Genomic DNA, 12,625 nt, shown 5'->3' on the forward strand with positions numbered 1-12,625 from the left:
GACCTAAATGGCTGTTTGCTTGACATTTTTCAGGTCCGAATTGTCGCGGATTTCTTCATTGGCCACCTTGACTAGTACGTCACCCTCTTTGACATCGCCGAAAATTTCGGTTTTTTCGGTACTGCTGCTACCTGTTTTCACCGGCACCCACACCGCCCGGTTATCCACGACCTTAATCACATAAGTGCCTTGCGTAGAATTCAGCACGGCCGTTCGGGGAACGGCAAAAGTGCTTGCATCACCCGATAATGGAATGGAAACTTCGGCAATCATACCGGGTAAAAGTTTTCTATCACTGTTAATTACATCCATTTCCGTGCGCTGCGAGCGTAAACGTGCATCCAGCGCACCAGCGAGGCGGGTGACTTTGGCAGGGAATTGCTGGTTGGGAAGCGACTTCACTTTGAAAGTAACCTGGCTTTGGTTTTTGAGATAGCTGGTATATTGCTCCGGCACGCTCACCACCAGACGCAGTTTACGCTGTTCTACCAAGGTAAAAAGCGGGAATTCCGAACCTTTGCCTGACGGTCCCACGTACGCACCCGTACTCACATTACGCGCGGAGATAATGCCGCTGAACGGAGCCCGTATTTCAAGGTAATTGCGGGTATCGGTGATCTCGCGGCTCGCAGAGCGTGCTGCGTCGAGCTGGGCGAGATCGGAACGTTGTTTCGCGAGCGCCACATCCAGGTCGTTCTGGGAAACGGTACCGGGCGTTTTGCTGGTTTCGAGCAGACGTTCGTAATTGGCTTTGCTGGCCTGGTAAATGGCTTCGAACGATTTCAGGCGCGATTCGCTCGTGATGAGCTGTGACGTAAGCTCAGGCGCTTCCATAGTCGCCAAAAGCTGGCCTTCGCGCACTTCGCTACCCACATCTACGTGGAGCTTTTTGACAAAACTGCTCACTTTGGCATAAATATCCACTTGCTGAAAGGCGATCAGCTCGCCGGGGATCTGGATATTCGACACCAATTGCTCTTTTTTAAGCGGGAATGCGTCCACCATAGCGGTGCTCGCACTTGCTTCTGCCGCTGCTTTTTTGCCCTCTTCTTCTTCGGCCCGTGACGAACCGCAGCTTTGCAGGACCGTCGCTGCGCCTGCAACGAGTACGGTCATGGCGATTTGATGAATATGTCTCATAGTCGGATAGGTTCGATGTTGTGATTAACGGGTCATTGGAACATAATACTTGCTTTCTTCATCCTCCGGATCGAGGGAAACACTTTGCGTCGATGCTTTGCCCTGTCCCCACGCGAATACGAGCGGGAGAATGAACAATGCGGCAAATGTGGATGCGATAAGCCCGCCGATTACTGCCCGGCCCAACGGCGACGACTGGTCACCTGCTTCGCCAAGCCCGCTTGCCATCGGGATCATCCCTACCACCATCGCCACGGCCGTCATTACGATAGGGCGGAGGCGGAGGCCGGCCGATTCTTTGGCGGCTTCAATGGCATTGCCGCTGTGCTTGCGCAGCTGTTCGGCGTTGGTAATCAAAAGCACGGCATTCGAAATTGATACCCCCACGGACATGATAATGCCCATATAGCTTTGAAGGTTCAATGTAGAGCCGGTTACCATCAATAATGCCAGCGAGCCGAGAATTACCGCTGGTACCGTCGCCAGTACGATCGCCGAAACCTTGAACGACTGGAAGTTAGCCGCCAACATCAGAAATATCACCACAATGGCTACCACAAGGCCGTTTTGAAGGCTGTCCAGCGTATCGGTCAATGTCTGACTCAAACCAACCAGCTCTACGGTGAGTCCGCGTGGCAGTTCGCCAAGCGATGCCAGGGCTTTTCTCACGTCTGCTTGCGCGACGCCCAGGTCTGTGTTGTTCAAATTCGCGGTTACTGACAATACCGGCATGGCGCCGAGGTTGTCATTCTCGCCATAGGTGGTATCAGGCGTAATGGTGGCAATATCGCCGAGTACAGGGCGGTTGGCGTTTCGGAGCAGCGGGATTTCCCTCATTTCCTGTACGCTGTTCATTTTACTTTCCGGGACTTGTACCTGCACCGAGTAGCTGAATCCACCTTTTTCATCCACCCAGATATTTTTGTCGGTATAGCGGGAAGAAGATGTTGACGCGATCAGTGACCTCGAAACATCATTCATATCCACACCCAGTTGCGCGGCCCGCATCCGGTCGACTTCAATTTTAATGGCCGGGTATTTATTGGATTGTCCCAATTGAATATCCCGCAAATAGCTGATTTCCTTCAATTTCGCGATTACCTTTTGTGCATATTCTTCGTTCAGCTTTTTGCTTCGCCCCGACATTCGCACCTCGATCGGCGTAGGGGAACCCTGGCTGAGGATCTTGTCCGTCAATTCAATGGGTTCAAAAGACATAGTCAAGTCCGGGATCGCCTGTTTTACCTCGCGCCGGATCTTTTCTTTCAATTCATCCAGGTTCGTGTGGAACTCTTCGTGCAAGCCCACCTGCAAAACCGCTTCCTGCGGACCAGCCATAAAAAGGTAAATAGGGTTTACCGAAAACAATGCAGGGTGCTGGCCTACATATGCCGATGTAACCGATACATTCTGAGGCCCCACGATTTTCTTGATAATATCGATCGTTTTCAGCGTTTTCTCCTCTGTGCGCTCGATACGCGTACCTTCCGGCGCACGCAGGCGCACCTGGAACTGGCTGCCATTCACTTTGGGCAAAACATCTTTTCCAATATGGCTTAGTAGAAATCCGGCGAGTACGGTGGTAATGATCAGGTATGCCACAACGATCGGCTTCCGGAGAGGCATTACCCGGTTGATGAACCGCATAAACCTTGCCCGAATGCGTTCGAATGCGCTGATTTTTCCATTCTGGTCGAAATCCGCGCGGTGGATCAATGCTTCTTTCTGCGCGTCGGGATCTTTGCTGAGACCCGATGCGGCGAACTCTTCGGCGTCGGTCATTTCGGAACCGTCGGCCTTTTTGTGGTGCTTCACTTTCATGATCCAGTTGGCCATAACCGGCACAAATGTCTGCGCGAGGAAGTATGAAACGATCATACTGAAACCGATCGCCAATGCCAGCGGCAGGAACAGCGATCCCGGAATGCCCCCCATCGTGAATGCAGGTGCAAATACGGCCAGGATACAGAAGAGGATCAGCAATTTGGGAAACGCGATTTCCTTACAGGCATCCCAAATGGCGAGCGCTTTGGGTTTACCCATGTCAAAATGCTGGTGAATGTTCTCGATCGTCACCGTACTCTCGTCTACCAGGATACCGATCGCGAGCGCCAACCCGCTCAATGTCATGATATTGATCGTCTGCCCGAACAGGTTAAGGAACAAAACGCCGGCGATAATGGACGTCGGGATGGTTAGAATCACGATCAATGCACCCCGTGGGTCGCCGAGGAAGAGCAATACCATAAGGCCCGTCAGGATGGCACCTATCGCGCCTTCAGTGAGCAAGCTCTTCACCGAGTTCATTACATAAGTCGACTGATCGAATTCATAGCTTACCTTCACATCTTCAGGCAAGGTACTTTGAATGCGCGGAATAGCCTTTTTAAGGTTTTGAACCACCTCCCAGGTGGAGGCGTCGGCGCTTTTGGCGATACTCAGGTACACCGAGCGCTTGCCGTTCACAAGTCCATAGCCGGAGGTGATATCGGCCCCGTCTTCCACCGTCGCCACATCCCGCAGGTAGAGGTTCTGCACACCGCCTTTAAAAAGCGGAATGTCTTCAAATTCCTTCACCGTATGAATGGTCGTGTTGGTAGGAGTAATGTAGTTTTTATCACCAATGCGCACGTTACCCGAAGGCGCGGTCTGATTGTTCACGCGCAAGGCTTCCACCAGTTGGTCGGGCGTGAGGTTATGCGCACGCAGCAACTCGGGATCGGCCTTGATCACGACCGTACGGATGTTACCCCCAAACGGAGGCGCCGAAACCAAACCGGGAATGGAGGTAAATGTCGAGCGCACATACACGTTCGCGAGGTCGAGCAGTTCGTTGTTGCTGCGTTTTTCGGAGCTCAGCACGAGCTGGCCCACCGGTAATGTCGACGCATCGAAGCGTATAATGAACGGCGGGTTGGAACCCGGCGGGAAAATGGCCTGCGCGCGGTTGGTGAATGCACTCAGCTCCGCGGAAGCCTGTGCCATATTGGTACCAGGGTAGAAATTCACCTTCATCAGGGTAAGGCCCTGGATGTTCTTCGTTTCAATGCTTTTGATACCGTTTACATAGAGGAGAATGTTGATATATTGCTTGGCGAAGAAAGTTTCCATCTGATCGGGCGTGTAGCCCCCGAACGGGTGGGCAATGTACATCACCGGCAAATCGAGTTTCGGGAAAATATCGACCTTGATCTTCCGTACGGCATCGATCCCGAAAAAGAATAAACCGGCTACTATCACCATGATGGTGATAGGTTTACGTAATGCAAAACGTATTAAATCCATGTTACTGAAATGTAAGATGTTACGGTACTGTATCGTTGCGCGATTTTTGTCATTTGTTGTCAGGTGTGGTCATTTGTAGTCCGGTGTTGTCAATGGCAGGACGTAATAATGAGAGAAAAGAAAAATCGTTCATACACATGCCATTACCAATGCCAACTCCTGACCATTCATGACAATACCTGACCACAGCTGACTACCCTTGACAATACCTGACTATAAATGACCACCCCCGACCATTTCCAACCCCATAAAGGTTACTGATTCAGAAAGATGCCGATATCGCCACTTGCCGCCGCTTTGAGCAGTACCGCCTGCCAGATGTTCGTCGCGGCGATGTCGCGGCTGGTTTCGGCGCGGTTGAGTACGTAGAGCGCCTGCGTCATGTCCACGATATTGCTCAGGCCGTTTTTGTACAAAACGCTCTTTTGCAAATAGGCGTCGGAAGCCGATTGTACCTGCACGGGAGCCTCACGGTAATTGGCGATCGCATTACTGATCTTCGTTTCCGAAAGAATGAGCTGGTTTTTCAGCTGCTGATCGGCCAGGTTGTATTCTTCTTTCAATGCATTGGAAACAAACTTCTGCGACATTACCTGCTGGCGGGTGCGCAAAACGCTGGTCATGTTCCAGGTAGCGCCGATACCGAGCAGGTAGTTGGCCCTGACGGGCTTGATACCTTCAAAGTAATTATGGGTATAGGCCGTCTGGTCCTGGGCGTAGGTCGAGGAGAAACCCGCGCCGCGTCCTTGAAACACCCCAAACAGCGAGAATGTCGGCATTCCGAGGGTCTGGAAGTATTTGGCCTGCTGCTCACTGACGGCAATGCGGTTGGCGTAGAACTTCAGCAAGGGGTGGTTTTCGGTCTTACTGGCTGAATCGGCGATCGTGCGTGGAATGCGGGTCAGCAACAGGGTGTCGAGCTGGAAACGCTGCTCGGTAACACCCATCAGTTTGGCCAGGTTGTTGGCCTGTTCCTGCTCAAAATCCTTTGCCTGGGTGATGCTGATCTTCGCATTGGATACTTCTGCATTGGCGAGCGACGAATCGACGCCGGGGATGAGTCCATTTTTAGCGCGGGTAACCACGACAGTTTTCAATGCATTGGCGCGTTCCAGGTTGTTTTCCCAGGAGCGGATCAGGCGCTGTGCAGCAAGGAGGTTGAGGTAAGCCGCCGCTACACGTACACTATGCTGGAACTGTTCCTGTTCGAGATCGGCCTGGTCGCGGTTCACGACCTGCTCCGCCACGTTGATACGCTCGCGGGCGCGGCCGAATGCGAAGAAATCCCAGTTCACATTCGTCAGGTACAGCGCCCCGAATGCCGAATTCCAGTTCTGGTGGGGCAGCGGCAAGCCGGAAGAGGCCACCGAAAGCCCGAGGCCGTATAGCGGGCCATTCTGGCCGTTGATCGTACCATAGTCCTGCTGGGCCGACAGGTTGAGGTTGGGGAGATATTCTTTCTTGCTTTGAAGAACCGTCGCTTTGGAGGCGCTGAGGTAGTTGTTCTTGGCTTTAATGCTTCCGTAGTTGGAGACTGCCGTTTCTACTGCCTGTTGTAATGTAAGCGTTTGGGCACTCAATTTTTCACCGGCCCCGACCAGCGAGAGGGTCAGAAACAGGGAGGGAAAATACTTCTTCGATGTCATTTGCATTCAGAATTATTTGGCAACTGAACCGGGGCGAGTGTGTGAGATCAAAAGATTGGCAGCCACTGCGGTGGTCAGCCATTGCGGTGGTCCGCCATTGCGGTGGTCCGCCAGGCCCGTCGGATTGCTTCGCAAAGGTAACCCGACGTCCTGTGGCAATGTTTATTACTTTCAAACAATATCTTATAAAATTCAAACATCCCTAGCGTTCGTGAACACGGTAGGACTTGGGGGTAGTGCCTATTTGTTTCTTGAAAAGATTATTGAAGTAGGCAGGATACTCGAAACCGAGGCAGAATGCGATCTCAGCCACGCTCCAGTTGGAATGCCGGAGCATTACCTTGGACTGCGCCAGCACACGGTCGATAATGTGCTCGGTGGTAGTTTTTCCGGTAATTTCTTTCAGGGCCCGGTTCAAATGGTTCACATGTACGCCGAGCCTGGTGGCGTAATCTTTGGCGGTTTTCAGTTTGAGCTTGTGCTCGGGAGATTCAATCGGGAACTGGCGTTCGAGTAATTCATGAAATTGCGAGGATAGCTTCGCTGAACCATTCACATGCACATCGCTTACCTCTGAAGGCTGCATTTTCATGGCCTCGTGCGCGAGCACATTCACGTAGTTGCGCATGAGATCGTATTTGTGAACGTAGTTCGATTCGATATCCGACTGCATTTTTCCGAAAATGCTGAGCAGATATTCTTGCTGTTCTTCATTGATAAAATAAACCGGGATGCAGTCGGTGCGCTTGATAGGACAGTTGGAGATCGTCGCCGAGTGGTTGATCGTATTCAAAAACTGGTCGGTAAACAAGCAGAAGTATCCCGACTGCTCTTCCGACAGTGCCTGCCATGAATAGGGTACATTGCGGTTGAAGAAAACCAGCGCGTTGCGGTTGATCTCTATCACCTGATTGCCGTAGGTAATCTTCCCCTTTCCGAGGATCAGCGAGATCTTGTAAAAGTCCCTTCGGGCGTAGGAAGTGTATTTGTTGCAGAATACGCGGGAGAATACATTGAAGTGGCCTTCATCCCCGGTCGTTTTGTCCGGACCTTTTAGCCCTTTCGCAGCGGGATGCGTCTGGTAAAAATGCGCTACGGTCTCATTCGGTATCATGAGCTGAAATTATGAAATTCAAATATTGGCTACAAAGCCAGGCGGTTAAAAATTAATTAAATAGGGGGTACGCTTGGTATCGTCATAAATTTTCCCGGTTAAACCACTTTCACCGGGAAAAGCCGGTGCGTGGGGCACCGGCTGGCAATGGGTAGCATTTGTTATAATTACATCGTACCACAGACCCATTCTTCTTCCGGAACGGGCTTGATTGCATGCACACCATTGCCTGTCTTGTAGTTGCGGGTCGAGATGAGCGGGTTGAGCGCGTTTCGCTGGGTACGCTGGCGCGTGAAGATGACAAACCGCACTTCCCGGGGCGCGTACCTGGGCGTAGGGTCATTTTCGGGTTGGCCGACGTGCAATGTAGCAAAGCGCGCGGCAAGCGCCGGAGCGGAGGATTCGACAACCAGCCTGGCCTCACGCGCCGCCGCCGCTTTGTTGGGATGCTTGTAATTGTGGGTAGAAATGCCGGGGTCGGAGATGCGAACGGGCTGCGACGATGCCGCATTACCCAGGCTCGCAACACTTGCGAGCAATGCGGCCAAAATGAGTGGTTTAGGATTCATTAGAAGGTTAATTAAGAAACAGGTTATCAGGACTTGTTTCAAAATTACCTGCAAGCTTTTTTACAATACCTATGCATTTCAAACATTGAATTATAAAATTCAACCATGTAGAAAATTATTTTCCAGCGTGTTAGCATTCTGATCGGAAAGAATTTAGTTTTTTGAAGGCGCAAAAATCGCTCGTTTAAAACAGACAAAAAAAGCCTAAAAAATTCCTAATTGCCTTAATTTGACCTTTTTAATAATTAGTTGGATCGATTTTGGAATAAAAAAACGCCGGCCTCACGGAAGCCGGCGTTTTTGTGTAATTATACAATGGTTAATCTTGTGTCGGATAAACCTTATCCGGCGTATTATAATATTCAGCCATTTGCGCCGTATCCTTGCTTACACTGATACTGGGGGTTTTGTAATTTCTAGGCGAGGTGAGCGGGTTGATTTCCACTCCTTCCGGCTTGTATTCGCGGGTTACTACGAGTGCGGCGGGGCGAGGCGCATACTTGGGCGTCGTGCTGGCATACTTCGTCTGGTACTTGCCGAAGCGCTCGACAGTCCTCATGTTCGCGACACGTATCGTTTTCTGATCCTTGCCGGCAGCCTTGGCTTGTGCTGCTTTGTTCGGATGCTTGTAGTTATAAACGGAGATTCCCGGATCTACAATCGACTGCGCATGGGCTGCGACGGCGAACAATCCGACAAATAATATGGCGATTAAAAATGTGGCTTTTTTCATATTGGTAATCGTTTATTCTAATTAATCGCCCCTTCCGGACCGCCCTGGCGGGGAGGGGTTGAATTGAAATTACCAACAGAAAGAGGCATTGCCAAATGCTCTAATAACTCAAAAAATTGAGGTTTTTGCAGAAATGGGATGCTAATACACGCTAATGTTAAGCGGAAATGAAGAAAGAGCGAGAATCAGGTTTCGCGGAAAACCGGTTTGAGCTAAAAAATTGAGGTAGGAGCAGAAATTAGTTTAAAATGAGATCCTGTGAAAATCCCGGAAAAATTTTAGATTTTAATCAGTTTCTAATTCCTTTCTAATAACTCCGGGATTTTGGGCTATTTGAGCAATGCACGGGTGGTTGTGTGAATACCCTTACAAATGCGCTCCATGGGCAGGTCGTTGCTGTCTTCGCCAAACGGGTCCTCGATTTCCTCGGCGATTACTTCCAGGCTGGCGAGAATGTAGAACACGAACATTACAAACGGAATGACCAGGAAATGCAGGCTGAACACGTACCCGATCGGTAGTGTGAGGCAGTAAATGAAAATGAATTTCTTGATAAACGAGCTGTAAGACAGCGGGATAGGCGTGTTCTTGATCCGCTCGCAGGCGCCGCAGATATTCGTAAAGCCTTCGAGCTCGTGGTTCAATACGATGGTATGCTCGGGTAGCAATGCACCTTTTCGTTGCAGTTCGATCACTTTGGCAAACAATGCAGCAGCGATCTGGTTAGGAACATGATCCGTTGTAATCAATGCCGATTTCTTATAAAGCGCCGAGTCGTCGAACTCCTCGGAAATGTAGGTGTTCCGCAGGTGGTTTTTCAATGCGAATGCGTAGTTCGGGATCATTTTTGTAAAAAACTCACGTTCTGCGGCATGCTCCGGGCCGATCAGCGCCGCCAGTTTCAATGCGAGGTTACGGCTGCCGTTCACAAGCGATCCCCATTGCTTGCGCCCTTCCCACCAGCGATCATAGGCGGTGTTGGTACGGAACACGAGCAGCATCGAAATCACAAAACCGAGGAGCGAGTGCATCAGCGAGATGTTTTTCAGGTCGTTGTTCTCGGTAATTTTGAAGTGTATTATAATAATGTATGCGACCACGCTGGAATAGGCCGCCATGGTCAGGATCATCGGTGCGAGTTTGCGCACGGTGTCGGCCTTCTGGAAATAGAAAATGTAACGGAACCACTCTTTGGGATTGTAATCGATCATATGAGCTTGACGTGGTCGATGAGCTTGAAAAATTCTTTAAAGCATTTGGCGGTAAGGCGGGCGTCTTCCAAGGCATTGTGCGTCTCTTCCTCCCGCTCAAACCCAAAATAGCTTGCCACTGATCCGAGACTTAGGGAGCGCGGCACTTGTTTGCCGTTTTTTTCGAGGATCTGGAAAAATAAATAGGAAACAGTGTGAAGATCGAGCTGCTTGTTGGAGAAGCCCCATTTCATTTTTTCGTTGCGGTAGGCGAAGCGGAGGAAATTGATATCGTTGATCACGCTCTGGCCGCAAATAACCACATTGGCCAGGCTAGGTTTGCCGACGTTCAGTTTTTTGATCCATTTCTCGAATTCGGGGAGCACGTCGTAGATCATCGGCGCATCTTCGAGGTCGTCGAGCGACAGGCCGTGTACTTCCTCCGATTTTACCGAAAATGCTTCCTCATTCTCGGGATACACATTTTGCAGGTAGGTCCCGAGCGACCGCCAGTTGTCGTCAAAAAACTCCGCACCGATCTGGATAATCTCGTTCCAACCCGGCTCGGGCCCGGTCATTTCAATATCTAAAACAAGGAAGGACATAGGCTGGTCAGCGGGGCTGTGTGAAAAATGGTCATGATTTGGAAACTCAAACTTATAGTTTTGTGTACAAAATTATGCAATCATTGCATGCAAGAAGATTCTACCAACACTCATTTATAGCAAATGGCTATTGATTTTAAAGAAATTCCGTCACCCTGTTTCGTTTTGGAAGAGGAGTTGCTACGTAAGAACCTCGAACTGATCGACTCGGTCCAGAAGGCGGCGGGATGCCAGATTATCCTCGCATTGAAAGGGTTTTCGATGTACAGTGCCTTCCCGATCGTGAAGGAATATCTCTCAGGCGCTACGGCCAGCTCGCTGAACGAGGTAAAGCTGATCAACGATTTCATGGGCTACCAGTCGCACACGTACATGCCTGCGTACCTCGACAGCGAGTTTGAGGAGATCATGCAGCGCAGCAGTCACATTACTTTCAACTCCCTGAGCCAATGGGAGCGGTTCCAGGGCAGGGTGGAGGCTTACAAAGAGGCTAACCCCGGCAAGACGCTCTCGTGCGGCATCCGCGTGAACCCGCAATACTCGGAGGTAGCCACGGACATGTACAACCCGTGCGTACCGGGCTCGCGTCTGGGCGTTACGCGTGACAAGCTGCCCGACGAGCTTCCCGCAGGGATCGACGGCATTCACTTTCATACGCTCTGCGAAAATGGCAGCGACACGCTGGAGCGCACACTCGCCGCATTGGAAGAAAGGTTCAGCGATTTGCTACATCAAGCGAAGTGGCTCAATATGGGCGGCGGCCACCTGATGACGAGGGAAGGATATGATATTAGCAAGCTAATAAAATTAGTTAGTACTATCAAAGAAAAGTACAATCTGGAAGTGATCCTCGAACCCGGCTCCGCCATCGCCTGGCGCACAGGAGTATTATACACAACGGTACTTGATGTGCTCGATAGCCAGGGTATCGACGTAGCGATTCTCGACACCTCGTTTGCGGCGCACATGCCCGACACATTAGAGATGCCCTACAAGCCTGCGATACGCGGTGCATACCAGGATCCGGAACCAGGAAAGCCGACTTACAGGCTGGGAGGAATGACCTGTCTCGCAGGTGACTATATGGGCGATTACTCGTTCGACAAGCCGCTGGAAATTGGCGATAAAATCATATTTGAGGACATGATCCACTATACCATGGTAAAGACGACCACATTTAACGGTGTTAATTTGCCGTCCATTGGTATATGGAAAGCTGACCAGAAATTTCAGCTTGTACGCTCTTATGGATACGAGAGTTTTAAAGACAGGTTATCGTAGTAAGAGTAAACTTATTTGTGGAAATCGGTTACTTGTGACTTGAAGCGATTCGCGGAAATGTACTAATGATTGAATGACCGAATGACTGAATAGTTTCTCTCAAAATATCCGGTCATTCAATCATTCGGTCATTCAAAATTAATTCTTCGGCAGCATTGGAAAGAGCCTTCTCACCTCCTCAGCAGAGGGCTGCTTTCCGTACTCTGTGATTTCAAAAACCTCTACATATTTCACCTTCTCCGCCTTTTCTGTACCGTACCATTTTTCCAGCGAAGCCTTGATTTCCGGGGTTACGGATGAGCGTTTTTCCATTGATGTGAAGAGCCACTTTTTACGCTCGGCCACATCTTTGGGAACATTAGCAAGATCACCATTTGTCCAAGGAAGCCACTCATAAAATTGGGAAACGTGCGCGTCGAGCCCGTCCACTTTTTTAGCAAGGGTTTCAGTGATATCGATCGCAATATCCGGGCGGAACGGGTTCGGTCGTTGGAAACGGTCGCGGAAATAGAGGAAAACCGGGTTCTTGGTGAGCGGAGGCACGCTGCTTAAAATATTCGGCACAATGACCAGGTAAGCAGCGTCCTGTACCACCACGCCGGTATTTCGGTGATCGGGGTGATAATCGTTTGTACGCGGTGCAATGACAACGTCTGCATTCCATTCGCGGATTTTGCGGATCACGGCCAGGCGGTTTTCCAGAGTGGGGAACAACTCGCCATCGTGGTTGTCGAGAATGTCGTATTGGATTCCCCAGCGGCGCGCAGCTTCCTGGGCCTCTTTGTAGCGGCGATTAGCCAATTCTCCGCCACCGATATCCTGGTGGCCCTTATCGCCATTGGTGAGCGAAACGAATTTCACTTTATGGCCCATGGACGAATAAATGGAGGCGATGCCGCCGGCGCCGAGGTCACAGTCGTCGGGGTGGGCGCCGAAGACGATAATGTTAAGGGGTTTCTTCGAATCGGCCGCGTTTTGCGCCCAGGCAGTGGCACCGCACAATAGCAATGCGGGAAGGAGCAGTAACTTTCTGATCATTTGTATTGAGGTGATAAAGGTTTG

At 50.6% G+C, this 12,625-nt stretch carries 10 protein-coding genes; 1 reads left to right on the forward strand and 9 read right to left on the reverse strand.

The annotated features are described in order from the left end of the window. Positions 1–3: 3 nt before the first annotated feature. From AC2YIT_RS08030 to AC2YIT_RS08065, 8 genes are all read right to left on the reverse strand, one after another. On the reverse strand, positions 4–1,140 hold the full coding sequence (locus AC2YIT_RS08030; protein WP_487278843.1) for an efflux RND transporter periplasmic adaptor subunit: 1,137 nt from the start codon (positions 1,138–1,140) through the stop codon (positions 4–6). Positions 1,141–1,164: 24 nt separating this feature from the next. Continuing rightward, on the reverse strand, positions 1,165–4,425 hold the full coding sequence (locus AC2YIT_RS08035; protein ID WP_487278844.1) for an efflux RND transporter permease subunit: 3,261 nt from the start codon (positions 4,423–4,425) through the stop codon (positions 1,165–1,167). Between the two features lie 254 nt (positions 4,426–4,679). Beyond that, positions 4,680–6,077 carry a TolC family protein gene (locus AC2YIT_RS08040; RefSeq protein WP_487278845.1) on the reverse strand — a complete coding sequence of 466 codons (1,398 nt, stop codon included), beginning with the start codon at positions 6,075–6,077 and terminating at the stop codon, positions 4,680–4,682. Positions 6,078–6,273: 196 nt separating this feature from the next. Beyond that, the gene (locus AC2YIT_RS08045) at positions 6,274–7,185 is read right to left on the reverse strand and encodes a helix-turn-helix domain-containing protein (protein ID WP_487278846.1); all 912 of its coding nucleotides are present in this window, start codon (positions 7,183–7,185) and stop codon (positions 6,274–6,276) included. 167 nt (positions 7,186–7,352) lie between these two features. Beyond that, positions 7,353–7,754 carry a hypothetical protein gene (locus AC2YIT_RS08050; protein WP_487278847.1) on the reverse strand — a complete coding sequence of 134 codons (402 nt, stop codon included), beginning with the start codon at positions 7,752–7,754 and terminating at the stop codon, positions 7,353–7,355. A gap of 319 nt (positions 7,755–8,073) precedes the next feature. Then, positions 8,074–8,487, reverse strand: coding sequence for a hypothetical protein (locus AC2YIT_RS08055; protein ID WP_487278848.1), 414 nt, complete (start codon positions 8,485–8,487; stop codon positions 8,074–8,076). A 329-nt stretch (positions 8,488–8,816) separates the two neighbouring features. Beyond that, positions 8,817–9,698 (reverse strand): bestrophin family protein, encoded by an 882-nt coding sequence (locus tag AC2YIT_RS08060; RefSeq protein WP_487278849.1) that lies wholly within the window; start codon positions 9,696–9,698, stop codon positions 8,817–8,819. Then, entirely contained in the window at positions 9,695–10,282 is a 588-nt protein-coding gene (locus AC2YIT_RS08065; RefSeq protein ID WP_223408939.1) for a 3'-5' exonuclease, read from the reverse strand. The genes AC2YIT_RS08060 and AC2YIT_RS08065 overlap by 4 nt, the downstream gene beginning before the upstream one ends. 123 nt (positions 10,283–10,405) lie before the next feature. Here AC2YIT_RS08065 and nspC point away from each other — a divergent pair, with 123 nt between their 5' ends. Further along, positions 10,406–11,563 carry a carboxynorspermidine decarboxylase gene (nspC, locus tag AC2YIT_RS08070; RefSeq protein ID WP_430848207.1) on the forward strand — a complete coding sequence of 386 codons (1,158 nt, stop codon included), beginning with the start codon at positions 10,406–10,408 and terminating at the stop codon, positions 11,561–11,563. A gap of 138 nt (positions 11,564–11,701) precedes the next feature. Here nspC and AC2YIT_RS08075 read toward each other — a convergent pair whose 3' ends face one another. Next, on the reverse strand, positions 11,702–12,601 hold the full coding sequence (locus tag AC2YIT_RS08075) for a PIG-L deacetylase family protein (protein ID WP_430848209.1): 900 nt from the start codon (positions 12,599–12,601) through the stop codon (positions 11,702–11,704). Positions 12,602–12,625: the final 24 nt, after the last annotated feature.

It is taken from the genome of Dyadobacter sp. SRI_021, assembly GCF_057586235.1.

Excerpts from the sequence above, each read along its gene's own strand:
- AC2YIT_RS08055 (WP_487278848.1), bottom strand. The coding sequence starts at position 8,487 with ATGAAAAAAGCCACATTTTTAATCGCCATATTATTTGTCGGATTGTTC.
- AC2YIT_RS08045 (WP_487278846.1), bottom strand. The coding sequence starts at position 7,185 with ATGATACCGAATGAGACCGTAGCGCATTTTTACCAGACGCATCCCGCT.
- nspC (WP_430848207.1), top strand. The coding sequence starts at position 10,406 with ATGGCTATTGATTTTAAAGAAATTCCGTCACCCTGTTTCGTTTTGGAA.
- AC2YIT_RS08040 (WP_487278845.1), bottom strand. The coding sequence starts at position 6,077 with ATGCAAATGACATCGAAGAAGTATTTTCCCTCCCTGTTTCTGACCCTC.
- AC2YIT_RS08035 (WP_487278844.1), bottom strand. The coding sequence starts at position 4,425 with ATGGATTTAATACGTTTTGCATTACGTAAACCTATCACCATCATGGTG.
- AC2YIT_RS08060 (WP_487278849.1), bottom strand. The coding sequence starts at position 9,698 with ATGATCGATTACAATCCCAAAGAGTGGTTCCGTTACATTTTCTATTTC.
- AC2YIT_RS08050 (WP_487278847.1), bottom strand. The coding sequence starts at position 7,754 with ATGAATCCTAAACCACTCATTTTGGCCGCATTGCTCGCAAGTGTTGCG.
- AC2YIT_RS08065 (WP_223408939.1), bottom strand. The coding sequence starts at position 10,282 with ATGTCCTTCCTTGTTTTAGATATTGAAATGACCGGGCCCGAGCCGGGT.
- AC2YIT_RS08075 (WP_430848209.1), bottom strand. The coding sequence starts at position 12,601 with ATGATCAGAAAGTTACTGCTCCTTCCCGCATTGCTATTGTGCGGTGCC.
- AC2YIT_RS08030 (WP_487278843.1), bottom strand. The coding sequence starts at position 1,140 with ATGAGACATATTCATCAAATCGCCATGACCGTACTCGTTGCAGGCGCA.